This is a genomic window from Lysinibacillus irui, from assembly GCF_028877475.1.
Lineage (GTDB): Bacteria > Bacillota > Bacilli > Bacillales_A > Planococcaceae > Lysinibacillus > Lysinibacillus irui.
Genome location: NZ_CP113527.1, coordinates 2,741,587 through 2,766,316, shown reverse-complemented (window position 1 = coordinate 2,766,316; position 24,730 = coordinate 2,741,587). Strand labels below are relative to the sequence as shown.

Here is a 24,730-nt window from a genome sequence, read left to right as displayed (position 1 = left end):
CAGGTGTGAGGAGGAATTAAAATTGATTATTACCGAAAATATAAAAGGGCAACGCTACCAACAGCTTATCAAATTACTAGCAAGTCAATGTAACCGCTTCGCCTTTGTTGAGAATAGACAATTAATGGCTGATGAAGAATTACGACTAGCCATTGTGGGTGAATTAATCGCAGATATTGGCGATCAATTTATCGAAAGAAAAATACAACGCAAGTGGGAGACAACATGGCTTGGCGAAGGTACAGCATATGTTTTTTATTTTATTTTAAATGATATTACCGCACAATTTTTGAAGGACCATAGCTACTCCCTTTTTGACTGGGTTTATCCAAAATTACCAGAGGATTTAATGTTTTACCAAGATGATCAATGTTTACTAGCAGCGTGTTCGCACGAAGGTTTTTTTAGGGTTGATGAAAACTTATGGAACAGTTTCATATTAAGCTAACGAAGGAGATTGTTCAATGCAAGTAATTTTCTAGTGTCCTACATTAAAAGAAATTGATAGTTTCAATATAACCCACGGAAACGAATTACTTTTATTCTTACAATTAATGCAGTATCCCTTGAAATAAAATGGGGTGAAAGAATCTTAAATTTTGGGTATGATGTATGTATTTTTTCTGAAATCCTAGTTTTAAAGGGTTAAAAGAGATCTTATCGAATAAAATTAGAAGAAACCACTATTTTGGAATAGATGGGATTTATAAGGGGGTAGCTTTGTGACAAAAATTGCAATAATTTCAGATATCCACGGGAATAAAACGGCACTAGAAGCCGTGTTAGAAGACATTCGATTAAGAAATATTGAAAGAATTTTTTGTTTAGGCGATTTAATTGGCAAAGGACCCCGAGGCTCTGAATGTATCGAGCTTATCCAAAAGAACTGCGAACGAGTAGTTCGAGGCAACTGGGATGTTTTTATTCAATCTCCAACTGAGCTTGAATTATTACAGTGGTTTAAAGATAGATTAACAGAAAAGGATTATCACTATCTAGCTTCATTACCATATAGTATTGATCTTGAATTAAATGGACAATTAATAAGGTTTTTCCACGCTTCCCCAAGAAGCGAGTTTGAACGCATTGTGCCTAGCCATCCAATTGAAAAGCGTTTATCAATGTTTGAGAATAGTGAAAAAACTAATTCAATTCATTCTAAAAAACTTCCTGATATTGTTTTCTACGGCGATTTACATACAACTTTTTTACATACATATAAAATGGGGATTCTGTGTAACGTTGGGAGTGTCGGAAATTCACTTGACTTAACTTCAGCTTCCTATGCGATTCTAGATGGCTCATATTCAAACAACGCCATTCAATTTATTAGAGTTGAGTATGATAGACAGGCAGAACTTTTGATGGCAGAACAGCTAGGTTTGCCACAATTAGATAAATATTACGATGAAATTATGTTAGCAAAATATCGAAATGCTTAGGGTTTTTAGTGGTGAACAACACCGCGGATAATAGATGGGGAAACAAGTTATAAAGGCTAATACTTGACATCTCTTTAGCTATATAAACTTACCAAAGATGTAGAAAAAAGGGGGAGAAAATATGAGTGTAGAAGTTTTTAATGGAGAGCGTTCCGAAGAAAGCGTTCAATTTGAAAAATGGTTAATTGCTCAGAGTAATAAAAAGAGTTTTTCTAGTATTGAAAATGCAAAGCAGTTTACGAAGCAAAGGGGCACAGAAAATATTCAGCCCTATGTTATTGGGGATGATGTAACCTTTGTAAGTGAGGTAAAGGAACAAAGTTTTGAGGGAATGCAGGTTTTCACTTTAAATGACAAAAAGTCCTTGGAGCAAAAAGTTATTCTCTATATACATGGTGGCGCCTGGACAAGTCAACCTTTATCCTTACATTGGATGTTCATGGATAGAATAGCACAATCGTTAAATGCCAAGGTTATTGCGCCCATTTACCCTAAAGTACCCCATTTTAACTATCAAGATACCTACTCAAAAATTTTCAATTTATATATGGAAATAGTAGAAAATGTTGAAAGAACCAACCAATGTACGATTATGGGAGATTCGGCAGGTGGAAATATAGCACTTGGCCTCATTCAACTTTTGAAACGAGATAAGCTGCCTCAACCGCAAGATATTATTTTATTTTCTGCATGTGTTGATATGAGTTTAGAAAACCCTCTTATACCTGAATATGAAGAAAACGATCCTATGTTGGCTAGTGAAGGAATGGAAGTTATTACAAAGATATGGGCAGCTGATAAAGATCTAAAGGACCCATTAATTAGTCCAATTTACGGTGATTTTCAAGGGATTGGCAAGATTACTCATTTTATTGGCACACATGAAAGTTTATATCCAGACGCCATTCAATTTGATGAACTACTAACAGAACAAGGTGTCGCCATCACTACCTATGTATATCCTAAGATGAATCATGTTTTTGTTGTGATGCCGATACCTGAAGCTATAGATGCTCAACAGAAAATTGTAAATATCTTAAGTAAATAATTTCTAGAAGCGTGTTTTGATGTATTCAAAACACGCTTTTCTTGTTCTTTTTATTAGCGGAAAATCACTATAAGTTGAAACGAAAATTAAAAATTATAAAGTAAGCTTACATTTAAAAGGAAGTATTATGCAAAATAGAATTCGTGCATTGCGGATATCAAAGAAGATTCTTTTAATTCGTCTATCCTATTTGTGTTCCTTGTACCGTTGATCATTGCTCTACTAAATATTGGTATTGGCCTAGTGTTTGGCACATTATTTACAGATAAGCAGGTAGGTGGGATTTTTGCAATATTTGTAAATGTTACAACTTGGTTAAGTGGAACTTGGTTCGAACTAGATATGGTTGGTGGGACTTTTCAATCAATTGCGCACTTTTTACCTTTTGTTCATACTCTCAATGCAGCAAAAGCTATTCTACAAGGAGCCTATGTTGACATGCTTCAATCACTATCTATTGTGATTGGCTATACGATATTGATCACGATTTTCGCCATGATTGCTTTTAAACGTAAAATGCGTGCTTAACGTAAAAAGGCAGCCCCAACTACTTATTGGGGCTGCCTTTTTCTATTAATCATGATTTAATGTTGCAGCAATCTCGGGTTGTTGCTCTACTTGGCGTAGCATATTGAAGGATGCAATCGCTACTTCTACTTGATCGTCTTTTGGTTCGCGTGTTGTCAATAATTGAAGCCATAAGCCAGGGTAGCCAAGGAAGCGTAACACTGGGATATTACGGCAAGCGTTGGTTGCTTGTAATACTTCAAAGGAAATACCAAGAACAACAGGAATTAATAGAATACGATCTAAAATACGAAGCCACAGTGGGTCTGTAGGCACAAAGAAATATAAAAACATGCCGACGAACACTGTGAATAGAATGAAGCTACTACCACAACGATAGTGTAGGCGTGATTGAGCTTGGACGTTTTTTACCGTAATATCTAACCCCGCTTCATAGCAATTAATGACCTTGTGCTCTGCACCATGGTACTGAAATACTCGTTTAATGAGGGGCGTTAACGAGATAAAATATAAGTAGGCTAGCAGTAATAATAGTTTAATGCCACTTTCCAGTAAAATTTGTCCGGTTTTTCCTTCAATCCATTTAGAGAAAAAATCGGCTATAAAAACAGGAATTAATGTGAAAGCAAATTTTCCAAATAAAAAAGAAAGAATACCAACTAAAGCAACTCCAAGTATCATTTGAAGTTTAGAGCCTTCTTCTTTATGATCTTCTTCTTCGCCAGGAGTCACATCAAAACGATCTCCGGCAAATTGCATATGACGAGAACCTAAGCCAGCAGATTCAATAAGCGCAACTACGCCTCTTACAAAAGGAATTTTTTTAAGTTTTTGTAAAATAGGTTTTTGAACTTTTTTAAAATGATAATAATCAATGGAATCATCGTTACGACGAATGGCTGTAACGGTATGTTCCTTTCCTCCGAACATCACACCCTCTAATTGTGCTTGTCCCCCGTATACAGGTGAATTGCTCAAGGCTAACACCACTCTCTATATATATTTCAACTGTACCATTGTACTAAATTTAGTGAAAAACCTCTACCGTTACGCATAGTAAATTTTCTATATGGCTACACTAATCGTACATTTCAGGAAAAGATTAGTGTGTAAAAATGGAGGTTATCTTGTGAAAACAGCAGCGATTACAGCTTTTGTCAATGCGCTTGTCTTAGCGTTGTGCTTAAAGGGATTACATTATTTTCATCTCATCAAATGGCATCCGATTGGGTTTTATAAGAAGTGGAATTGGTTCGAAGATAGCTCTAAATTATTTCAGTGGACCTTCTTTATCATACTTCTATTTATTATCGGTTTATTTTTATATATGACAATGCGCTATGTGTATATCATTCCAGCTGTCTTTTCTTCACTTTTATTAGGCCTTTTGGTGACCATCACCTTAGAGTGGATTGTATTAGATTTACCTTTACAACTAACTTCATTTAAGAAACTCTCGATACCGTTCATCGTGATTGTCGTTTGTCTATTACGTTTCTTGCTGGAAACTGCAAATTTCCATCAGAAGGAGATGAATGCACATAGAGAAAGGACGTAGCTCACAATATCCCCTTGGTATTAAAAGGGGGTATTTTTTTGCACCATTTGATGATGTTTTTGCGAAAAGATGCTCCAGACTTTCAAAAGTTTTTTCAGTGATTTCAGCTGACATGATTACACTACGTCAAAGTGGATGGAGCTTCTAATGGAAATTAGTTGCTGAATGCACCGTGTATGATAAAATAAATGGCAAGTACATAGAAAGAGGCGAATAGAAGCGTGAAGTTATTATGTTTGAATGGACCTAACTTAAATCGACTGGGTAAACGAGAGCCACATATTTATGGACATGAAACATTAGATGATGTTAGAAAGAATGTTCAAAATCTTGCGGCTTCTTTAGGGGCTACAGTTGAATTTCGTCAATCCAATCATGAAGGGGTACTAGTTGATTGGGTGCATGAAGCAGAGGACGAAAAATATGATGGTATTATCTTTAATCCCGGTGCATATACCCATACAAGCATCGCGTTACATGATGCGATTGCAGGGATTTCTGTGCCGGTTATCGAAGTACATATTTCCAATATCCACAAACGTGAGGCTTTCCGTCATCATTCTTATCTTGCTCCGGCCTGCCTTGGTCAAATTTGTGGACTAGGTACGAAAGGCTATGAACTGGCACTACGTACATTTATCGAGAGGGAGAATTGATTATGTTGAAATTACAAAAGCTACGTAAAGCACTGCAAGAACAAAACATCGATGGTATTTTAGTTACAAATGAGTACAACCGCCGCTATATGACTGGTTTTACAGGGACAGCGGGCGTAGCAATTGTGTCTCAAAACGATGCTGTGTTTATTACAGACTTCCGTTATACTGAGCAGGCTGCTGCACAAATTCAGGACTTCCGAATTGTAAAGCATGAAGCAACAATTATTGAAGAGATTGCTACTCAAGTGAGTAACATGGGCATCAAATTATTGGGCTTTGAGAGAGATACTGTCAGTTATGGCACATATGAACTGTATAAATCGAAGATTCAAGCTGATTTAGTGCCGATTTCTGGACTTATTGAAAAAATTCGCTTGATTAAGACGGAACAAGAGATTAATATTATTAAGGCTGCGTGTGAAATTGCTGATCACGCATTTACACATATTTTAGGCTTCATCAAGCCTGGTAAAACAGAGCTTGAGGTTTCGAATGAATTAGAATTTTTCATGCGTAAACAAGGAGCAACTCAGTCTTCGTTTGACACAATTGTTGCGTCTGGTCTTCGTTCAGCACTACCACATGGCGTAGCAACGAATAAAGTAATTGAAAAAGGCGACTTTGTTACATTAGACTTTGGTGCGCTATACAATGGCTATATTTCGGATATTACACGTACTGTGGCTGTTGGAGAACCATCCGAAAAATTAGTAAATATGTACAATGCAGTCCTTGCTTCTCAACTGTTAGCACTTGAAAAAGTGGGTCCTGGATTAACAGGCATTCAAGCGGACGCGATTGCACGTGATTACTTAAAAGAACAAGGATACGGCGAAGCATTTGGTCATTCTTTAGGACATGGTATTGGTCTTGAAGTACATGAAGGCCCTGGCTTATCGATGCGTTCTGATACAGTGCTAGAGCCAGGTATGGCCGTGACGATTGAGCCTGGTGTTTATTTACCAGGAATTGGTGGTGTTCGTATCGAGGATGATATTTTAATCACCGAAACGGGTAATGAACTACTAACACATTCGTCAAAAGAACTCATTATTTTATAAACTTTGGAGGAACACAAATGATCTCAGTAAACGATTTCCGTACAGGTCTAACAATTATTGTTGATGGCCAATTATACCGCGTGTTAGATTTCCAACACGTTAAACCAGGTAAAGGTGCTGCATTCGTGCGTTCTAAATTACGTAACCTACGTAATGGCTCTGTAAATGAAAAAACATTCCGCGCTGGTGAAAAAGTAGAAAAAGCACAAATCGATAACCGTAAAATGCAATACTTATATGCACAAGGTGACGAGCATGTTTTCATGGACTTAGAATCTTACGAGCAAACTGAACTATCTTCAGCTGCTATTGAATATGAATTAAAATTCCTAAAAGAAAACATGGAAGTTCATATTCAATCTTACCAAGGTGAAATGTTAGGTATTGAATTACCAAACACTGTTCAATTAGAAGTTACAGAGACAGAACCTGGGATCAAAGGTGATACAGCTTCAGGCGGTACAAAACCTGCTACTCTTGAAACGGGTCTAATCGTACAAGTACCATTCTTCGTAAACCAAGGTGATGTTTTAATCATTAACACAGAAGAAGGCTCTTACGTATCTCGTGCCTAATTAATAAAAACCTACTCTTTAGTATAAAAGAGTAGGTTTTTATTTTATTTTTATACATATCATGTGAAAAGCTTCAATCGTTGTGCCATTCGATACAGGAAAAAGACCTTTTTTTCTCGTCATCCTCCTTCTTTCTATCATCAGAAAGATGGTCATTTTTGGAAAGAAAGTTTACAATAATAACATAGTAAGGAGTGAAAGGTATGTTACAAACAATATTTGATATGCAACACCCAATTATTCAAGCGCCAATGGCAGGTGTCACGTCACCTAAATTTGTGGCTGCCTGTGCTGAAGCAGGTTTATTAGGCTCAATTGGAGCGGGCTACTTAGATGGCGAACAGACAAAGCAATTCATTCAGGAAGTGAAAAAATTAACGACAAAGCCTTTTGCAGTTAATTTATTTGTACAAGAGGACCCAAAAATCGATATCGAGGTGTTACAACAAGCTCGTATGGCGCTGCAACCTTTTTATGATGAGCTTGGGTTATCACCTGTACAGAGTGTAGTGTCTAAGGATGTTTTTACAGGGCAAGTTCAGGCGGTTATAGAGGAAAAGGTAGCAATTTGCTCGTTTACATTTGGCATTCCATCAGCAGAGGTTCTTCAACAATTAAAAGACAATGGTATCTATACCATTGGCACTGCAACAACATTAGAAGAGGCTAAACTGGTGGAACAGGCTGGCATGGATGCGGTTGTCCTACAAGGTGGAGAGGCTGGGGGGCATCGAGGTTCCTTTACTGACCCTATCCAATTAATTCCCTTAGATGCGTTGCTACAACAAGTAGCTGGTCAAATTGCGATTCCAATGATTGCAGCAGGTGGGCTCGTGACAAAAGAAGCTATTCAGCAGGCACTTGAAAACGGAGCACAAGCTGTTCAAATTGGTACAGCTTTACTAGTAGCAGATGAATGCGAAATTTCTCCGCTCTATAAAAATGCAGTATTGGCATCGAACGCACAGCAAACAACGATTACGCTTGCATTTACTGGTAAGCCAGCAAGAGGCCTAGCGAATGAATTTACTAAACGCATGAAGGATGCGATAGTGGCACCTTATCCACTACAAAACTATCTAACAACTACCATTCGTAAGGAAAGTGCAGAGCAGGGCAATGCCGAATATTTATCCATGTGGATGGGCGAAAATAGTCATCTCGTACAGCAAACAGGTACGGTTAAAAGCATCGTGAACAAACTATTATAAATTTTTTTCGTAGTAGATCTCTATACATCTGTATAGAGGTCTTTTTTTTTATAGTGCGACATATATTGCTGTACACGAGGGGGCGTAGGAATGGAATTACAAGACGTATTAAGAGTTGCTGGAGTGGGACTAGTCGTTGCGCTTCTTCATGTTTTCTTTGATCAAACAGGGAAGAAGGAGTTTTCATTTTTCCTCTTTTTCATTGCCTACTTATATATGACAGCAGAGTTACTTCGATTTTTACGTCTATTCTTTAATGAAATATTAACATTCTTCCAATGGCTTACATCATCCGGGTAATGTAAATGGAAATTGTCATCGTCGCTGTTGTCATGCTGCTTTTATTATTGCTGATAAAAGAAGTTATACAGCCACTCCATGCGCTAATAAGTGTGATGTTTTCGTTTTTGCTTTTTGGCATGTTGTTCTCGACACTTTTATTGCCTTTCGTCAAGCAGCTTCTAGAAACACTTGCGTTTTTACCTTATGCGAAAGCTATTCTAATCAGTGCAAGTATGTTCTATGTCGGACAGTGGGTGTCATTGCTGCTGGCAGAACATAATTATAAAGTGCTCGGGAACATCGTTTTTGCTGCAGTGAAGATCGTCATTTTATTGTATTGGTTCAAAGAATTTTTGGCTGTTTTACAGGAGGTGTCGTCCATTTTAAAAAGGCTAAACTAAGGAGCGAAGCCATTGCAGGAGCAAATACTATCATTTTTAATCGACCCATTCTTTCTCTTGCTAAAGATGACGCTCATGCTTTGCGGCTACGTCATCATTATTTTGATTGTTAACATGATATTACCAGAATTTGAAAAAGGGACAAGGATACTATTTTTTCTTATTGTTTTAGCAACGATTGGTCCTGTTGTTGTAAAGTCCTTTACCTTAATTGATGAAATTGCACAAGGACTAGCCCATCTATTTACAGCATTTTATCCGATTCTTACATCAAGCTTTCTATTATCAAGTAGTATTACAGCGATTGCTTCCTGGCAGCCCTTTTTACTATTTTTTGTACAAGTCCTTACGATTATTAGTAGTAAGTGGCTTATACCAGGCGTGCTTTTGGCCATTGTCTTTGATGTTTGCAGTGTTATTGTCAAGGAAATATCTTTTACACGAATTGCTGAATTAATTCGTTTTACCATTATGAGTATCGTTTCGGCCTCTGTCATTTGCTACGTTCTTTTGATGACTGCAAGTGGTGTTGCGGCATTTAGTGTCAATGCGGCAGTAGCAGAGCCTGTGAAAAAATTAATTGAAGAAAATATTCCGGTTGTTGGTTCTTTTATTGTAGATAGTTTTTCGATGTTTCAGCATATGACACAATTCACTTCATCCGTTACAAGCATTAGTGCTTTTATTGCCGTCATTACGGTGTCATTTATCCCAACGGTTCAGCTAGTTGTCAGTGCCTATTCGTTGAAAATGCTTGCCGCTATTTTAGAGCCAATTGCCTTTGATGATATTTGTAGATTACTAGATCAAATTAGTAAATCGCTATTTACCCTATGTGCTGTATCATTTTTAATTGCTTTTTCATTTATGTTTTCTTGTTTTTTCCTCATTGTGTTTGTACAAGTCATGGCAGGAGGGAGATAGATTGATTCTTTTATTGGCATTGCTCTTTGTTTGTCAGATTTTTGTGTTTCTAACGGATGATAAGGAAATAATTTCACTGACAAAGTTGGTCATCACGTTAGTATTTTTGCAATTGCTATTAAAGATTCCATTTATCAATTCATAGGAAGAAACAAGCGTACATACACTTGAAAAAGAGAAGATGAAAGGAGGCAATGTACAAGTGATGTGGAAAAGACACGAAAAAAAACAACGTCATTGATGGTTTTAATTTTGATAGCTGCCTCCGTGGGAATATTCATCATTTTACCTATGTATCAAACGAATTCAACAAGCGACAAAAGTTCACCGCTCACAAATGAAGAAAAGCTTGAGCAAACACTGAAGGCAATGCAAGGTGTTGGGGAGGTTAAAGTCTATTTTTATTATGGAGAGATGACAGATGATCAAGATGCCAATAAACTATTTAGCCAATATTTTCGAGGGACTGAGCAAAGCGCGAAAAACGTAACAGGCATGCTAGTTGTTTCAGAAGGTGCATCCGATATCTTTGTGAAAAATGAAATTCGTGCGGTCGTCAGTCAAGTGATGCAGTTACCGATTCATCGAATTATTATCGTTCCAATGGAAAATAAGGAGGAAAAGTAAATGCGCGTACGTAGAAGAACAGTTTGGTTTATGACATTATTAAGTTTAGTAGCAGTCATTTCAGTGTATTATTTGGTTGATCCAGCAAAGCAGTTTAATGGTCTTACTATCTTTACAGATGATACACTACAACAAACAGCTGTCACAGGTGTTACAGATCAGAAGGCAACAAATGATGCAACACAAGAAGTATCTTCACCGAGTCACTTATTCGAAGAAATGCGTATGCAGGTTAGTGATGAAAGAAGCCAGCTTCGTGAACAGTTAACACAAAAAATTGCTTCTGAAGAGGCTTCTGCTGAAGAAAAAAATGAGGCATTTAATGAAATGGATGGACTGATTAAGCGTGAATCAGCTGAAGCTATGCTTGAAATGCTCGTTAAATCATTAGGTTATTCCGATGCGTTTGTTCGCGCTGAAGGAGAAAAAGTTTCTGTAACAGTGATGGCAGAAGAGCTGTCAAAGGCACAAGCAAACGAAATTATTTACCTTGTAAAAACAGAGATGGAAGGCGCAAATGATGTGCAAGTAAAGTTTAGTGCGAATAATTATTAAAATATATAGAAAAAAATAAATATTTAATTTATTTATAAAATGTTGTTATATATCAGCATAATGAAAAGGCTTTCGTTTAGTAAAGGAAAGCCTTTTATTTTGTTCAGATTTACTTAATTTTCATTTAACTATTTCAAATTGATTCGAAAAAATATAGAATAGTTATTGTAGTAGATTTTATTTCATAAGGAGAGTTAGAAATGTTCAAAATTCAAGAAATTCGTGAAATTATTAAATTAGTAGATTCTTCTTCCATTGACGAGTTTGTGTATGAAGTAGATGGCGCAAAAGTAAAACTAAAAAAGAATAATGTTGTTGTTACAGAAACTGTAGCACCTAAAAAAGAAGTAGTAGCCCCTGTTGTACAACAATCTGCACCAGTAGAAGCTCCAGTAGCAACACCAGCTCCAGCTAAAGAAGAAGCGCCAGCATCAGCTGCAGCTGCACCATCAGTTAACGACCCATCGTTACATAAAATTGTATCTCCTATGGTCGGTACTTTCTATCAAGCACCAAACCCAGATTCACCAGCTTACGTAAAAGTGGGTGATAAAGTAGGAAACGAAACAATCGTATGTATCGTGGAAGCAATGAAATTATTCAACGAAATCGAAGCAGAAGTGCAAGGGGAAATCGTTGAAATTCTTGTTAAAGATGGCGACTTAGTAGAATACGGCCAACCATTATTCCTTGTAAAAGCTGAGTAAGGAGTGCAAAACAAATGAAAAAAGTTTTAATTGCAAACCGCGGCGAAATCGCTGTGCGTATCATTCGTGCTTGTAAAGAGTTAGGCATTCAATCGGTTGCTGTATACTCTGAAGCAGATGCGGACGCATTACATGTGAAATTAGCAGACGAAGCTTATTGCATCGGACCGAAGCTATCAAAAGATTCTTATCTTAGCTTCCCAGCTCTACTTAGTGTAGCTGAAAAAACAGGTGCAGACGGGATCCACCCAGGGTATGGCTTCGTATCCGAAAACGCTGATTTTGCAGAAGCTTGTGAAAACGCTGGCATTAAATTTATCGGTCCATCATCTGATTCTATTAAAATTATGGGAATCAAGGACGTTGCACGTACAACAATGGAAGCAGCAGGTGTTCCACTTGTTCCAGGTACTGGTATTGTACCAGATATTGAAACAGGTAAAGAATGGGCTGCGAAAATTGGGTACCCTGTTATCATCAAAGCAACTGCTGGGGGTGGCGGTAAGGGGATTCGTGTAGCACGTACAGAAGAAGACCTTGTGAAAGGTATTGAAATTACGCAAAAAGAGGCTGCTGCTGCATTCGGTAACCCTGGCGTATATTTAGAGAAATTCATCGAGTACTTCCGTCACTGTGAGATTCAAGTGTTAGCAGATGGTTATGGCAACGTTGTGCATTTAGGCGAACGTGACTGTACAGTTCAACGTCGTATGCAGAAGCTAGTAGAGGAAGCTCCATCTCCGGCTCTATCTTCTGAGCGTCGTGCTGAAATGGGAGCGGCCGCAGTAAAAGCTGCACAAGCATGTAACTATGAAGGTGCTGGCACAATCGAGTTTATTTATGACTATCAAGAGGACAAGTTCTACTTCATGGAAATGAATACTCGTATTCAAGTAGAGCACCCAGTAACAGAAATGATTTCTGGTGTAGATCTTGTACAACAGCAGTTAAAAATTGCATCTGGTGAGAAGCTACCATTCACACAAGATGATATTCAATTAAATGGTTGGGCGATTGAATGCCGTATTAACGCAGAAAATGCCTACAAAAACTTCATGCCATCAGCAGGAACTGTCGATACGTATGTAACGCCAGGCGGCTATGGTGTACGTATTGATTCGGCAGTCTATGCAGGCTATACTATTCCACCATATTACGATTCAATGGTAGCGAAACTTATTGTTCATGCGAATACACGTGAGGAAGCGATTGCAAAAATGAATCGCGCGCTAAGCGAATTCGAAGTATCAGGTCCTGGGATCAACACAACCATCCCATTCCACCAAGCACTAATGAACAATGATGTTTTCAAATCAGCTCAATTTAATACGAAGTTCCTTGAAGAGAACGATGTATTGGGGACAAACAAATAATTAATTTGTGAATCTAAGGAATAGAATAATTCCAAATATCGTAATAAAATTACCTTCTAACATTCAATTGTTAGAAGGTTTTTTATTTGGATTTTTGATTTAGAGGATGTGACAGAGGAGTATACAATGACCAGTGTTTTAGAGGGTGCGTTTAAAGAAGAGGAGACACGTGACTGATTACTACACCAAAGCTAATGATTGATAGGCTGAATTACATATATTTACATATATTAAAGGTATCGTTTCTATCCCTATTCCGAAACCCATTTATCAGTCTTTTGAAGAGTTAGAACCTGGTAAATTATTGGGGGGTTAATTAAAGAGCATTGCAGAGGGAGTTTTTTTATGGAGCTAAAGGAGCAATTTTATTAATGATGGAAGAATTTACATATATAAAATAGCGAAATTCATTGTTAAGATTTGATAGGTAAAGTATTCAATGGATTTAAAAAGGAGCAACCAAATTGAAATTATTTTTATATGTAACAGCTTATTTAGTTACGGCTATCACCACATTACTCGCATCTTTTCCTTTAGCAGTAATTTATCAAAATGTAAGCGGAAATGATGATGCGTATTTTGGGCTTTATATCATCTATTTTTCACCTATTATTGTCATTTGTTCGTTTATCATCTGTTATTTGTTAATTAAAAAAATAACGATTAAACCAATACTTTTTGGGACAATTATCGGCTTTTGGTTAATCAAGGTTATACAAGTAATCAACAGTTTATATAGCTCCTATAATTACAAATCTAACGAAGATTATATACCAAATATCTTCATTCGCGATGCAATTGATCTTTCTATCCTGTTATTGCCGATCCTACTTGTCTTTTTATCACACTTCTTATTGAAGAAATATAACAACTGGCTGCATATCAGTGGCTTTACATGTGGAGCAACTATCGGTTTCTTTACGTCCTACGCAATAGTACTTTTTATAAGATCATTTACTAATTCATTGACCTCGTTTTTTCATTTCAATACAAACGAATTAATGGTAGTTATCGTAGGAGCTGCTATTTTCGCGTTTTTAGGAAGTATGATCGGATTCAAGAAAAGTAAACAGATACAAAGAAGTAATTGATCTACATACATGTTTTCGGCTGGTAGAAAAAGTAACCCTAGATTTCGGTAGTTTTATTGGTGAACTAACGGTGCCGCTAAGTTTAATCAACGATTATTTTTCTATTCGTATATTTTTTGTATATACTGTATAATTTAGGTAGGGTAAATAACGTTGTTTATTTCTAAAGAAGAGGAGGGGGAAAGTTGTTATATTTGGCTTTATTACTTGGTATTGTTTTCATTGTAATTACAGATAAACTTACTCAAGCTTTTAAGCTATCAGGCATTTGGGTGGTGCTTGGTCAAATTTGTGCGGCACTACCGATCAGCATAGTCGGTAATCTTTCGGTTAGTCATATTACTATAGGTAATACCTTCGAATTAGGTTATTTGACGATTCCTTTTACAATATTATTTCTTGTTGGCTTTACAAATGTAATAAATCTAGAAAAAGTACATAATCCATCAATCTTGCTGTTACCAATTGTGTCTTTCGTTTGCTTGTCAATATTAGCTTACATTATGGGTAATTTATTTGTAGTAATCATAGGATTTTGTAGTTGTTTAGTTATGCTGTCTATTCTGTTATACAGCTATTTTTCTGGTAAAGTAATTGTAGGACGAACGCTTACTACGACAATTGGTTTCATCATAGCTGTACTATCACTATCTCTTATCAAAGCATCTATTGTAAATATTTATATTCCCATATTTACTTTAGCACTACCATTCACATTATATTATTGGATGAAAGATAAATTTACAAGTGTATACGCTATTACAGTTAGCGTTGTAACAGCAATAGTATTTAGTGTCCTAATGTTCATAGTTCCTTTTTATATGCTCTGGTATTTTGTTGTTGGATTAACGATACTTTTAGTGATCACACAATCCTCACGTAAATACCGTATAATTTAAAGTTGGATGGGAGCATCCTAATAAACATTGTAGGACTTGCGTATATGACGATTAATCATAAAAACAAGTCCTAAAATGCTTAAACAGTCTTTAAATACTTTTCATAGCAGATACATTGGTGTTTACGTGTGATATTAGTGAATTGTTCCATATCATGGCCGACATAATGACTGAATGTTGAAACAGGAAATAGATTTGGAACATTCGTTGTGATTCTATTAGTCATTTCACTCCCTTCAAGATAAATATGATAATAGGATTCGACTTGAGAAAACTCCATTTTTTTATACCAATTTTGCACCCATTCATCGTCTCGCGTCCATGCTTCAAAGCGATTTAAATTTAGTTCAATGGCTCTTTTTTCAGCAACCTTTAATAAATTTTCGCCTATTCCTTTTCGTGAATAATCAGGATGTACAGCGATGTGCCAAATCATACCACCTAGTCCTTTTCCTCTTGAACAAACTGTGCCTTCTTTGATTTCATATTCTATATCAATTAAACCAACAATTTTTCCATCAATTTCAGCTACTAATTCAATGGAAGGCTGTTCATAGACTTCTTTTTTATTTAGCACATTGTCAAAATAAGCTGTTTTTAAAAAAGCAAGAACTCTACATTGTAGCCAGCCTAGTTCATCTTCTTTTTTATAGTTTCTAATTAACAATTCAATATACCTCCACTTCAATCAGTAATTTACCTACAATGAACTTGAGCCATTGGTTGCCCATCATATACCTGTTACAAGATCAATCGATGTAGATTTACCATTAATTTGAATATCAATCGTATCATGGTGAGGTTCTAACGTTAATTTGTAAACATGCTGTTTTATTGCATTATCTTGCTCGTTTGTCACATCTAACTTGATCGTTATTGTATTATTTTGTGTTTCAAGATCTACCGTAACGGTTCCTTTTGATCGAAAAACGATGTAAGAAACATCTTGATCTACTACATTGAGTAATTGTAGTGTTGATTTTTCGTCCATAGCCTTTTGCACTTTATCTGGAACTACCTCAATTTCAGTAATGCTTAATGTTGATGAGTGACATGCTGTAAAAAGAAATACGGTGAAAAACATAAAAAATAATAATTTTTTCAATGCCTTTTCATACCTCCTCTTGATTTACTATAATTTCCATTAATTGAATTGTACCATAGTAAAGGTATGGTAGGTCGAAATGGAGAGGGAGTACTGACAAAGAATTACTAACGATATAAGTGAGGGTTAAATCACTTTGAAATTAATAGAAGAGTTCATCATAAAGGGAGTCGATGGATAAATGCCAGTATATAATAAACTTGTAAGGGATAAAATTTTAGAAATGATAGAAGAGAAAGGTTTATCGTATTATGCACGAACTTTAGAATCAGAAGAATTTATCAAGGCAATCAAAACTAAGATGATAGAGGAAGCTACAGAATTTCACGAGGCGAAAAATAGTCAGGAAAGCGTTGAAGAATTGACAGATCTGCTCGAACTCATTCATACAGCTATACGTGTGTTAGGCGTAAGTTTTGAAGAACTAGAAGCGATGCGTGAGCAGAAGAAAAAAATTCGTGGTGGATTTGAAAAAAGAATTTTTTTGCTAGATGTAGAAGATCCATCAGGGTCGCTATAAATTAAAACGGCTTTCGACAGCCAAACCTTCCTTTTTATAGTATAATAAACGGTAGTACAGCATTTGTTTGTGATTTGTAAGGGAAAGGATGATATTTGTATGGCAGAGAAAGTAGGACAATCTTTCGTACAACCAACACCTTCTGGAAAAGAAGAGCTTGGAAAAATAGAGGTAGCGGCAGAGGTAATCGAAGTTGTAGCAGGTATTGCTGTCAATGAGGTTGAAGGCATTGCTGCAACTCGTGGAAATATTGCGACAGGTGTCGTGGAACGATTCGGTAAAAAAGTACACAATAAGGGCATTAAATCCGGTGTCACAGAAACGGGTGAAATTGCAATTGATGTATTTTGCTCTGTAAAATATGGATATGCCATTCCTAAGGTTGCAAAGGAAGTACAAACGCAAATACGCCAAGCTATTTTTAATATGACAGCACTAGAAACAGCAGAAGTCAACGTGCATATTACTGCTATACAGTTCGAAAAAGAAGAAACAGCAGTACATGAATAACAAAAAAAGGGTTGCCCTAAGATGATTTTTCATCAAAGGGCAGCCCTTTTTTAAGGATTTCTCTAGGATTCATTAGTCTAAATGTATCGCCTTTTTTATAATTCAATATGCTTTGGCTTTCTCCAGAACAATGCCAGAATAACGCCAAGCACTAACACGATTGTGGCAAAGTAATAGGGATAGTTCAAATTTACATCGAACAAGATCCCACCTAAGATAGGCCCAAAAATATTACCTAGGCTTGTAAACATGGAGTTCATACCACCAACAAATCCTTGTTCATTGCCAGCAATTTTTGATAGATATGAAGTAACCGCTGGCCGAATTAAATCAAAGCCAACGAAAATAAAGAATGTGACAAATAAAATGGCAAAATAATGACTGACAATCGTCATAGCGAATGTTAGGATCGCCGAGAGAATCAATGAATAACGAATGACATTAATTTCACCCATTTTCTTTGTTAGCCAGTCAAACAGAATTAATTGAGCCAGGGCTCCTACAATACCACTTCCTGTAATAATAATGGCAATATCTGATGGCGTAAATGCAAATTTGTGATCGACAAATAAGCTAAATAGTGATTCGAATGCAGCGAGACCAAAGGATAGCACGAAAATAAGAATGAATGGAATAAAATAAAGCGGGCTAAACACACGCTTCACACTACCTAGCATAGATGGTGTAACTTCCTCATTGTCCGTAGCACGCGACGGTTCTTTTAATAAGATCAACGACAGAATAGCCGCGAAAAGACCAAGGACCCCTGCCGCGTAAAATGGTACACGTGTACCATATTCTGCTAAAAATCCTCCGATACCAGGACCGATAATAAACCCTGTGCTAATGGCAGCACTCATATAACCCAGTGCTTTAGGACGCTGTGCTAATGTCGTAATATCAGCAATATAAGCTGTTACGGCTGGCATAATAAAAGCTGCACTTACGCCACCGAGCATACGGGAGGCAAAAAGAATTTCCACTGAACGACCGAATCCGAATAAAAACTCAGAAAGCCCAAAAATAAAAAGACCTAACACGATCATGATTTTACGACCGATATTATCGACTAATTTACCTGCGATAGGTGATGCAATCAATTGGGTAATAGCAAATGCTGCTACCATATAACCAACAACAGAGCCCGAGATATGAAGCTCATTCATGATAGTTGGTAAAACAGGGATGACTAAACCAATCCCTAAAAAAGCAATGAAAAGATTGGATAATAAAATTGCTAATGTTATATTTTGTTTCTTGCTCATAAAGCTCTCCTTCTACCTGTTAAACGATACATGTTTTAAATCTACTAGAATATTTCCATGTAATACGATAAACCCTATAGTAACTATAGGGTCAAAAGATTTGTTTTCCATTTTTAAAGTTTTTATCAGTTTGGGAGTTTTTGAGGAGTTTATACGATTGGCCTTTAAATTTTTAGGGAAGATTCTTGTCCTTCTTGTTTTTGTCTAACCTTTAATTCTACAATAAACTTCTTTTCTTGCTCCATTGTTAATGTCGCTGGCATATAGAGTTCATACACTTGTGATTCAAATATTTCTTGCTGCGCCAATACATAATTTCTTAATTTTTCATAGTACGAAAAATAAGTTTCAGGGTCATATATAAAGGCAATACATACATACTTTCCAGCGGGAATGGTAGTTTGCTGTATATTTGCTGAGAGCTTTGAAAATGTGCGCTCTGTTAAAAGAGGAGTGAAAATAACATCATAAAAAATATCATGGACATCTTGATAAGGCTTAAGAGGATATATACAACCATATCGACTATTTAACACACTGCCCTCGTTTTCAATGATTTTTGTTAGTATTGCATAATATGTATTAGCGCTCGATGTTGGTGTTAATTCAGTCGTTGTCACTTGAAGAACGGGCATTGCTTCTTCTACCTGTTCATATACTTCACCGAAGATCGGGATATCTATTTGTTCTTGTAATTGCTTTTTTGTTTTCAATAAAGTATTTTTCGCTTCATTTAAGCGTGAGATTTTCTCGTTTATTCGTAGCTCTTGCTGTGCAAGAAAATCAAGCAATTCATTTGAGGTTAATTTGAGCGCTTTTTTTATATCTTCGAGGGTAACACCGATATATTTAAGTGATTTTATTATATCTAAATAGAATAGCTGAGTGTCTTTATAGTAGCGGTAATTGGTGTAGGTATCTGTATAAGCTGGTTTAAATAAATCAATTTGATCGTAATAGCGTAACGTCTGAATCGATAAGTTTGAAAGTTTGGCAACCTCACCAATGGTATAATAATGTTCCTTCATAAATTGCCTCCATTAGTAATACCTAAAGAAGTTTCGAATGGCGTCAAAGCGAATTTTATGCTTGCAATCGTCACAGTAAAATAGGTGAGATTTACGTTCCTTCATTAGTTTGTATTGTTCTTCACCTTCAACCAATTTAAATGGTTTTTTACAACTCGTACATATGGCTTCATATTGCATTGTGAACACCTCTGAAGTTTGTTTTCGTTTTTCTTTATTATACATGATGAGGAGGAAACAATCATTTTTGGAGAGCTTATTTGATTAAAAGGGAGCTCAATTAGGAATGATGTAAAAAGTTCCTTAAAAAAGGTTTCAGATTATTGAAAACTTGCTTGAAATCGTGTTTCTCGTGCGATTTTATGCTATTATAAACCTTAATGCCACTTAAGAAGGAGAGCTTTACATGAAACGACATGAAGCACGCGAAAAAGCGTTGCAAGTTTTGTTTCAGCTAGACAATACGGATCTAACAGTAGAAGAAGCAATGGGTCATATTAAAGGACAACCAACCAATGCCTTTTACGAAAAGATTGTTACTGGAACAGCTGAACATTTGGAGGAAATCGATGCTACTTTAGAACAGCATCTTGAAAAGTGGTCACTTGCCCGTCTACCGAAAATTGAAAGAACGGTTTTACGTCTAGCTGTATACGAACTTTTATACATGCCAGAAACACCAAAAAGAGTAGTACTAAACGAAGCAATCGAGTTATGTAAAACATTTGGCGATGATAGTTCATCTAAATTTGTCAATGGTGTACTTTCTAAATTTACAGAACAAGAATAATGTGTTGAATTGGAAGGAGTAACGAAGGTTTATGTCAAGTGCAATTATTAATGGTAAAGAAATTGGTCAAGAAATTCGTAATGCTGTAGCAGAGCGTGTCATTCGCTTAAAAGAGCGAGGATTAACACCTGGTTTAGCGGTTGTATTAGTTGGAGACAACCAAGCTTCAGCTACATATGTGAGAAATAAACAAAAATCTTGTGAAGCAATTGGTATGTTTTCAGAACTGATTAAATTACCAGCTGAAACTACGCAAGAGGAATTATTAGCACAAATTCAACTTTTAAATCAACGTGAGGATATTCACGGAATTTTAGTACAACTACCACTCCCAAAACATATTGATGAGGATACAGTCATAGCGACAATCGCTGTCGAGAAGGATGTCGATGGTTTCTCACCAGTAAGTGTGGGGAAAATGATGCTTGGCCAAGACACATTTTTACCTTGTACACCGTTCGGCGTGATGAAGCTTCTTGAGTATTCAGGAATTGACATTGCAGGAAAACATGCTGTTATTGTAGGACGTAGTCATATCGTTGGTAAACCAATGGGACAACTACTTTTGCAAAAAGACGCAACGGTGACATATACACATTCTAAAACGCCTGATTTACCTTCATTTACAAAACAGGCAGATATTTTGATAGCTGCTGTCGGACGTGCAAACTTTATTACAAAGGAGCATGTAAAAGATGGAGCGGTTGTCATTGATGTCGGTATTAATCGTGATGAGAACAATAAATTATGCGGTGATGTAAACTTTGCAGAAGTAGATGGTATTGCATCACATATTACTCCTGTACCAGGTGGTGTCGGACCAATGACAATCACGATGTTACTATTCAACACAGTGCAAGCAGCTGAAAATAGCTTGCAAAATAAATAACATAACCATAAAAGAGTCATCTCAACATTGCTTTGAGATGACTTTTTTGATGAGTAAAAAAGAACTTCTTTGCTATTTTTGACGTCTAATGTAACGTTTGGGACATACATACGTAGAAGGAGGTTTTTATGGAAAACATCGATATTATGTTAATTGTTAAACATATCATCATTGGTCTTGTCCAAGGTTTCACAGAGCCTATTCCCGTTTCATCGAGTGGACATGTTATGATTGCCAGTGAAATACTAGGGCTTGGAGAACAAGGTTTTACATTCGCCATTTTAACTAATACAGCATCATTACTTGCCATTATGTATATTTATCGAGAGGATATTGTGCGCCTTATAAGTCATTTCTTTCTCTATTTAAAGACAGGGGAGAGGCGCTATAAAGCTGATTTTCGCTTTGCATTGTATATTATCATAGGATCTATTCCAGCAGGCGTTTTAGGGGTGTTATTAAGTGATGTCATTGCTGACAATGTCAGTATGACTACAATTGCGCTTATGTTATTTGTCACAGGAGCTGCATTATGGTTAATACGTAATATGCGAGGGAAGAAGAATGATGCTGATCTCAGGGCAAAAGACGCTATTATTGTAGGATTAGGGCAAGCAGTAGCTTTAACGCCAGGTATTAGCCGATCAGGAGCAACGATTATTTCAGCAATAGCAGTAGGTATGAAGCAGGATACAGCCTTACGGTTCTCCTTTATGCTTTATATTCCTGTAAGCTTAGGGGGAGTGGTCCTTGGGATTACGGATTTTTTAGAGGAGCCGAATAAAGGCGCATTGGCACTTCCCTATGCAGCTACTTTCATCGCTACGCTCATTATGACCTATTTTGCGATGCGATGGTTTATGGGTATTATGAAAAGCGGTAAACTTAGCTATTTTACGTACTATTGTTTTATTGTAGGTACGCTTCTATTACTATTCTATTAAAATGTAAAGTCTCATAACAACTATTGTTATGGGGCTTTGTTTTGTTATGGATGGTAATAAGCTGTTTTCTAATAGTTTGATCGTGTATGAATATGTTATAGTTGTTTTTCGATAGTTGTAACCTCGTCATTTTTTCTAGCGAAACTGCATTTTGGCACGTCAACGACAGTAAAAAATGTTATGATAGGTGTAGTTTTTGTGAAAAACTTGATTATAGTAAAGGAGCCGAAAACATGTCGTCTGCTTCTTATTTAACAGTAAAAGCGTTAACGAAATATATTAAACGAAAGTTTGATGCTGACCCTCATCTACGTGAAGTATATGTAAAGGGTGAATTATCGAATGTTAAACTCCATCAATCAGGCCATATTTATTTTACGCTAAAGGATGATGGAGCCCGCATTGCGGCTACGATGTTTAAAATGGCGGCTACAAAATTAGCGTTTGAGCCAAAGGAAGGTATGCAAGTATTTATTCGAGGCGATGTAAACGTTTACGAAGGTTATGGTACCTACCAACTTTATGTACAGGAGATGCAACCTGATGGCATTGGTAGCTTATTTGTTGCCTTTAATCAATTAAAAGAACAATTACAAAAAGAGGGGCTTTTTAAACAAGAGTGGAAGCAACCGATACCAAAGTTTCCTGAAAAAATAGGTGTATTAACATCGACTACAGGTGCTGCTATTCGAGATATTTGTACGACGTTGAAGAGACGTTACCCCCTTGCTAAAATTTTGATTTATCCAACTCTAGTGCAAGGAGCGCAGGCGGCTCCAAATATTGTGCAAAATATTCAACGTGCCAATCAGAATGCGAGTTGTGATGTGTTAATTGTAGGTCGTGGTGGAGGCTCTATTGAGGATTTATGGGCTTTTAATGAAGAAATAGTGGCACGGGCTATTTTTGAAAGCCGAATTCCTATTATTAGCGCAGTCGGACATGAAACAGATACAACCATTGCAGATTATGTAGCTGATTTACGAGCTCCTACACCAACGGCAGCTGCAGAGATGGCTGTTCCAGATCAAGCAGAGCTCTACCAGCGGGTACTTACGCAAAAAACACAACTTCATCAAATAGTGAGGTCGCAACTTATGGCTGAACGACAACGTCTAAATAAGCTCCAGCAGTCTTATCCATTGTCCATGCCAGAAAGACTTTATCGACCATTTACTGAAAGATTAGCACAGCTCGAGTCTGGGTTGCAGACAGCGATGCAGGTGGAGTTGATGAAGAAAAAATCTCAGCTTCAACAATTACATAGTACGGTCGAGCAGCATTCACCTAAAAAGGCACTGGCGTTCCATCAACGTGAACTTGAAGCACGCATTCAACAATTATCCCGTGCTACTACGTATTATGTAGCGAAGCAACAACAACAATTTGAGGCCACTGTTAGAACATTAGAAGCATTAAATCCGCTATCCATTCTAACAAGAGGTTTTACAGTAGCATATAAAGATCAACAAATGATCAAATCATCCACTGAGGTACAAAAGCAGGATCAACTTACACTTTCTTTCCATGATGGGAAAGTTGTGGCTGAAGTGAAAAATATCTTGCCAAAGAATGAGGGGGAAACGTTGTGACAGAGAAACAACAAACGTTTGCAGAAGCCATGACGGCACTAGAAGAAATCGTTCGCCAGTTGGAGCAAGGCGATGTGCCATTGGAAAATGCAATAGATTTATATAAGCAAGGAATGGAGCTATCAAAGTTTTGCCATAGTAAGCTGCAACATGCAGAAGAACAGCTCGTATCGATTGTCCAAGAGACTGGTGAAACAACAGCATTTGATCCACTAAAGGGAGAGAATTAGGAAATGAATGAGCCATTAAAGTACTTTATTGAAAGTAACATACCACAAATTGAAGAAACCATGTTTGCGCTTGTTGAACAAATTGATGCACCAGCCGATTTAAAGGAATCTATGCTTTATTCATTAAAGGCTGGCGGTAAACGAATTCGCCCACTTTTTGTGTTAGCAGTACTTGAGCTTTACCATAAAAATTTACAGGACGGCTTTCTTGTCGGTTCTGTAATTGAAATCATTCATACGTATTCTTTAATCCACGATGATTTACCAAGTATGGATAATGATGATTTCAGAAGAGGAAAGCCGACGAATCATAAAGTTTATGGTGAAGCACTTGCAACGCTTGCTGGAGATGCACTAAATACGTTGGCATTTGGCATTTTAGCACGTATGGAATTGTCTGCTGAAAAGCGCATTGAACTTGTCCAATTATTAAGTGTCGCAGCAGGAGCAGAAGGCATGGTTGGTGGTCAAGTACTTGATATGGAAGGAGAGCAACGTCAGCTTAATTTAACAGAGCTAGAACAGGTCCATGTCAATAAGACAGGTGCATTATTACGCTTTAGTATTGAAGCGGGAGCCGTGTTAGCAGATGTGTCCAATCAAGATCGTGCTACATTAAAGAAATATGCACATCACATTGGTCTAGCTTTCCAAATTCAGGATGATATTTTAGATATTGAAGGAACAACTGAAGAACTAGGGAAAACAGCAGGGAAAGATATCGCTAGTGATAAAAGCACCTATCCAGCGCTTTTAACATTAGCGGGAGCAAAAGAAAAGCTTGCTGAGCATTATCAACATGCCATTAACGCACTCGATCAATTACCAATCGATACCAGCTTATTACGCGACTTTGCTGCGTATATTGTTCATCGTAAAAACTAAGAGAGAAAATCAAGGCGTTGAAGGAAAAGAA

Annotated in this window: 32 protein-coding genes; 27 read left to right on the top strand and 5 right to left on the bottom strand. The window is 36.9% G+C overall.

Annotated features, from left to right (window positions below; all coding sequences use genetic code 11):
- Positions 1-22: 22 nt before the first annotated feature.
- From OU989_RS14000 to OU989_RS13985, 4 genes are all read left to right on the top strand, one after another.
- Positions 23-448 carry a stage III sporulation protein AH gene (locus tag OU989_RS14000; protein WP_274793651.1) on the top strand — a complete coding sequence of 142 codons (426 nt, stop codon included), beginning with the start codon at positions 23-25 and terminating at the stop codon, positions 446-448.
- A gap of 274 nt (positions 449-722) precedes the next feature.
- Positions 723-1,442, top strand: coding sequence for a metallophosphoesterase family protein (locus tag OU989_RS13995; protein WP_274793650.1), 720 nt, complete (start codon positions 723-725; stop codon positions 1,440-1,442).
- A gap of 121 nt (positions 1,443-1,563) precedes the next feature.
- Positions 1,564-2,490, top strand: coding sequence for an alpha/beta hydrolase fold domain-containing protein (locus tag OU989_RS13990; RefSeq protein ID WP_274793649.1), 927 nt, complete (start codon positions 1,564-1,566; stop codon positions 2,488-2,490).
- Positions 2,491-2,682: 192 nt separating this feature from the next.
- Entirely contained in the window at positions 2,683-3,018 is a 336-nt protein-coding gene (locus OU989_RS13985; protein WP_274793648.1) for a hypothetical protein, read from the top strand.
- Between the two features lie 45 nt (positions 3,019-3,063).
- On the opposite strand, the gene OU989_RS13980 is transcribed toward OU989_RS13985, so the two are convergent.
- Positions 3,064-3,996: a DUF1385 domain-containing protein gene (locus OU989_RS13980; RefSeq protein WP_274793647.1), complete on the bottom strand. Its 933-nt coding sequence runs from the start codon at positions 3,994-3,996 to the stop codon at positions 3,064-3,066.
- A gap of 151 nt (positions 3,997-4,147) precedes the next feature.
- Here OU989_RS13980 and OU989_RS13975 point away from each other — a divergent pair, with 151 nt between their 5' ends.
- From OU989_RS13975 to OU989_RS13905, 15 genes are all read left to right on the top strand, one after another.
- Complete coding sequence (locus OU989_RS13975; protein WP_274793646.1) at positions 4,148-4,576, top strand: hypothetical protein; 429 nt, start codon at positions 4,148-4,150, stop codon at positions 4,574-4,576.
- 221 nt (positions 4,577-4,797) lie between these two features.
- Positions 4,798-5,232 (top strand): type II 3-dehydroquinate dehydratase, encoded by a 435-nt coding sequence (gene aroQ / locus OU989_RS13970; protein WP_274793645.1) that lies wholly within the window; start codon positions 4,798-4,800, stop codon positions 5,230-5,232.
- A gap of 2 nt (positions 5,233-5,234) precedes the next feature.
- The gene (locus OU989_RS13965; protein ID WP_274793644.1) at positions 5,235-6,296 is read left to right on the top strand and encodes a M24 family metallopeptidase; all 1,062 of its coding nucleotides are present in this window, start codon (positions 5,235-5,237) and stop codon (positions 6,294-6,296) included.
- Positions 6,297-6,313: 17 nt separating this feature from the next.
- On the top strand, positions 6,314-6,871 hold the full coding sequence (gene efp, locus OU989_RS13960; RefSeq protein ID WP_274793643.1) for an elongation factor P: 558 nt from the start codon (positions 6,314-6,316) through the stop codon (positions 6,869-6,871).
- A gap of 203 nt (positions 6,872-7,074) precedes the next feature.
- Positions 7,075-8,082, top strand: coding sequence for an NAD(P)H-dependent flavin oxidoreductase (locus tag OU989_RS13955; protein WP_274793642.1), 1,008 nt, complete (start codon positions 7,075-7,077; stop codon positions 8,080-8,082).
- 90 nt (positions 8,083-8,172) lie between these two features.
- Positions 8,173-8,382 (top strand): hypothetical protein, encoded by a 210-nt coding sequence (locus OU989_RS13950; protein ID WP_012295089.1) that lies wholly within the window; start codon positions 8,173-8,175, stop codon positions 8,380-8,382.
- A gap of 5 nt (positions 8,383-8,387) precedes the next feature.
- Positions 8,388-8,765, top strand: coding sequence for a hypothetical protein (locus OU989_RS13945; protein ID WP_274793641.1), 378 nt, complete (start codon positions 8,388-8,390; stop codon positions 8,763-8,765).
- Positions 8,766-8,777: 12 nt separating this feature from the next.
- The gene (locus tag OU989_RS13940; RefSeq protein ID WP_274793640.1) at positions 8,778-9,689 is read left to right on the top strand and encodes a stage III sporulation protein AE; all 912 of its coding nucleotides are present in this window, start codon (positions 8,778-8,780) and stop codon (positions 9,687-9,689) included.
- 1 nt (position 9,690) lies between these two features.
- Entirely contained in the window at positions 9,691-9,834 is a 144-nt protein-coding gene (locus tag OU989_RS13935; RefSeq protein WP_004231124.1) for a hypothetical protein, read from the top strand.
- A 122-nt stretch (positions 9,835-9,956) separates the two neighbouring features.
- Positions 9,957-10,316 carry a hypothetical protein gene (locus OU989_RS13930; RefSeq protein ID WP_274793639.1) on the top strand — a complete coding sequence of 120 codons (360 nt, stop codon included), beginning with the start codon at positions 9,957-9,959 and terminating at the stop codon, positions 10,314-10,316.
- Positions 10,317-10,871, top strand: coding sequence for a SpoIIIAH-like family protein (locus tag OU989_RS13925; protein ID WP_274793638.1), 555 nt, complete (start codon positions 10,317-10,319; stop codon positions 10,869-10,871).
- Between the two features lie 200 nt (positions 10,872-11,071).
- A complete protein-coding gene (gene accB, locus OU989_RS13920; protein WP_274793637.1) occupies positions 11,072-11,578 on the top strand; it encodes an acetyl-CoA carboxylase biotin carboxyl carrier protein in 507 nt (168 codons plus the stop codon).
- 14 nt (positions 11,579-11,592) lie between these two features.
- Positions 11,593-12,951, top strand: a complete 1,359-nt coding sequence (gene accC / locus OU989_RS13915; protein WP_274793635.1) for an acetyl-CoA carboxylase biotin carboxylase subunit — start codon at positions 11,593-11,595, stop codon at positions 12,949-12,951.
- A gap of 464 nt (positions 12,952-13,415) precedes the next feature.
- Positions 13,416-14,042, top strand: a complete 627-nt coding sequence (locus tag OU989_RS13910) for a hypothetical protein (RefSeq protein WP_274793634.1) — start codon at positions 13,416-13,418, stop codon at positions 14,040-14,042.
- A gap of 185 nt (positions 14,043-14,227) precedes the next feature.
- Entirely contained in the window at positions 14,228-14,941 is a 714-nt protein-coding gene (locus OU989_RS13905; RefSeq protein WP_274793633.1) for an MraY family glycosyltransferase, read from the top strand.
- 79 nt (positions 14,942-15,020) lie between these two features.
- Here OU989_RS13905 and OU989_RS13900 read toward each other — a convergent pair whose 3' ends face one another.
- Together OU989_RS13900 and OU989_RS13895 are read right to left on the bottom strand one after the other, a co-directional pair.
- The gene (locus tag OU989_RS13900) at positions 15,021-15,608 is read right to left on the bottom strand and encodes a GNAT family N-acetyltransferase (RefSeq protein WP_274793632.1); all 588 of its coding nucleotides are present in this window, start codon (positions 15,606-15,608) and stop codon (positions 15,021-15,023) included.
- A 63-nt stretch (positions 15,609-15,671) separates the two neighbouring features.
- On the bottom strand, positions 15,672-16,046 hold the full coding sequence (locus tag OU989_RS13895) for a peptidylprolyl isomerase (protein ID WP_274793631.1): 375 nt from the start codon (positions 16,044-16,046) through the stop codon (positions 15,672-15,674).
- Positions 16,047-16,227: 181 nt separating this feature from the next.
- Here OU989_RS13895 and OU989_RS13890 point away from each other — a divergent pair, with 181 nt between their 5' ends.
- The gene (locus OU989_RS13890; protein ID WP_274793630.1) at positions 16,228-16,566 is read left to right on the top strand and encodes a nucleoside triphosphate pyrophosphohydrolase; all 339 of its coding nucleotides are present in this window, start codon (positions 16,228-16,230) and stop codon (positions 16,564-16,566) included.
- 99 nt (positions 16,567-16,665) lie between these two features.
- Positions 16,666-17,076, top strand: a complete 411-nt coding sequence (locus tag OU989_RS13885; protein ID WP_274793629.1) for an Asp23/Gls24 family envelope stress response protein — start codon at positions 16,666-16,668, stop codon at positions 17,074-17,076.
- Positions 17,077-17,171: 95 nt separating this feature from the next.
- On the opposite strand, the gene OU989_RS13880 is transcribed toward OU989_RS13885, so the two are convergent.
- Positions 17,172-18,341, bottom strand: coding sequence for an MFS transporter (locus OU989_RS13880; RefSeq protein WP_274793628.1), 1,170 nt, complete (start codon positions 18,339-18,341; stop codon positions 17,172-17,174).
- Positions 18,342-18,505: 164 nt separating this feature from the next.
- Entirely contained in the window at positions 18,506-19,369 is an 864-nt protein-coding gene (locus OU989_RS13875; protein ID WP_274793627.1) for a MerR family transcriptional regulator, read from the bottom strand.
- A 406-nt stretch (positions 19,370-19,775) separates the two neighbouring features.
- Between OU989_RS13875 and nusB the strand changes: the two genes are divergently transcribed.
- From nusB to OU989_RS13840, 6 genes are all read left to right on the top strand, one after another.
- Positions 19,776-20,159, top strand: coding sequence for a transcription antitermination factor NusB (gene nusB, locus OU989_RS13865; RefSeq protein WP_008179889.1), 384 nt, complete (start codon positions 19,776-19,778; stop codon positions 20,157-20,159).
- 31 nt (positions 20,160-20,190) lie between these two features.
- Entirely contained in the window at positions 20,191-21,048 is an 858-nt protein-coding gene (gene folD / locus OU989_RS13860) for a bifunctional methylenetetrahydrofolate dehydrogenase/methenyltetrahydrofolate cyclohydrolase FolD (protein ID WP_274793625.1), read from the top strand.
- A 128-nt stretch (positions 21,049-21,176) separates the two neighbouring features.
- Positions 21,177-21,992 (top strand): undecaprenyl-diphosphate phosphatase, encoded by an 816-nt coding sequence (locus OU989_RS13855; protein ID WP_274793624.1) that lies wholly within the window; start codon positions 21,177-21,179, stop codon positions 21,990-21,992.
- A gap of 233 nt (positions 21,993-22,225) precedes the next feature.
- Positions 22,226-23,584: an exodeoxyribonuclease VII large subunit gene (xseA, locus tag OU989_RS13850; RefSeq protein ID WP_274793623.1), complete on the top strand. Its 1,359-nt coding sequence runs from the start codon at positions 22,226-22,228 to the stop codon at positions 23,582-23,584.
- Entirely contained in the window at positions 23,581-23,814 is a 234-nt protein-coding gene (gene xseB, locus OU989_RS13845) for an exodeoxyribonuclease VII small subunit (RefSeq protein ID WP_008179899.1), read from the top strand. Before xseA ends, xseB begins: the two co-directional genes overlap by 4 nt.
- Positions 23,815-23,817: 3 nt before the next feature.
- Positions 23,818-24,699: a polyprenyl synthetase family protein gene (locus tag OU989_RS13840; RefSeq protein ID WP_274793622.1), complete on the top strand. Its 882-nt coding sequence runs from the start codon at positions 23,818-23,820 to the stop codon at positions 24,697-24,699.
- Positions 24,700-24,730 lie beyond the last annotated feature (31 nt).

Coding starts and splice junctions, on each gene's coding strand:
- OU989_RS13925 (WP_274793638.1), top strand. CDS start 10,317: ATGCGCGTACGTAGAAGAACAGTTTGGTTTATGACATTATTAAGTTTA.
- OU989_RS13840 (WP_274793622.1), top strand. CDS start 23,818: ATGAATGAGCCATTAAAGTACTTTATTGAAAGTAACATACCACAAATT.
- OU989_RS13950 (WP_012295089.1), top strand. CDS start 8,173: ATGGAATTACAAGACGTATTAAGAGTTGCTGGAGTGGGACTAGTCGTT.
- accB (WP_274793637.1), top strand. CDS start 11,072: ATGTTCAAAATTCAAGAAATTCGTGAAATTATTAAATTAGTAGATTCT.
- OU989_RS13955 (WP_274793642.1), top strand. CDS start 7,075: ATGTTACAAACAATATTTGATATGCAACACCCAATTATTCAAGCGCCA.
- OU989_RS13965 (WP_274793644.1), top strand. CDS start 5,235: ATGTTGAAATTACAAAAGCTACGTAAAGCACTGCAAGAACAAAACATC.
- OU989_RS13855 (WP_274793624.1), top strand. CDS start 21,177: ATGGAAAACATCGATATTATGTTAATTGTTAAACATATCATCATTGGT.
- OU989_RS13880 (WP_274793628.1), bottom strand. CDS start 18,341: ATGAGCAAGAAACAAAATATAACATTAGCAATTTTATTATCCAATCTT.
- OU989_RS13890 (WP_274793630.1), top strand. CDS start 16,228: ATGCCAGTATATAATAAACTTGTAAGGGATAAAATTTTAGAAATGATA.
- OU989_RS13945 (WP_274793641.1), top strand. CDS start 8,388: ATGGAAATTGTCATCGTCGCTGTTGTCATGCTGCTTTTATTATTGCTG.
- OU989_RS13885 (WP_274793629.1), top strand. CDS start 16,666: ATGGCAGAGAAAGTAGGACAATCTTTCGTACAACCAACACCTTCTGGA.
- nusB (WP_008179889.1), top strand. CDS start 19,776: ATGAAACGACATGAAGCACGCGAAAAAGCGTTGCAAGTTTTGTTTCAG.
- efp (WP_274793643.1), top strand. CDS start 6,314: ATGATCTCAGTAAACGATTTCCGTACAGGTCTAACAATTATTGTTGAT.
- xseA (WP_274793623.1), top strand. CDS start 22,226: ATGTCGTCTGCTTCTTATTTAACAGTAAAAGCGTTAACGAAATATATT.
- accC (WP_274793635.1), top strand. CDS start 11,593: ATGAAAAAAGTTTTAATTGCAAACCGCGGCGAAATCGCTGTGCGTATC.
- OU989_RS13875 (WP_274793627.1), bottom strand. CDS start 19,369: ATGAAGGAACATTATTATACCATTGGTGAGGTTGCCAAACTTTCAAAC.
- OU989_RS13990 (WP_274793649.1), top strand. CDS start 1,564: ATGAGTGTAGAAGTTTTTAATGGAGAGCGTTCCGAAGAAAGCGTTCAA.
- folD (WP_274793625.1), top strand. CDS start 20,191: ATGTCAAGTGCAATTATTAATGGTAAAGAAATTGGTCAAGAAATTCGT.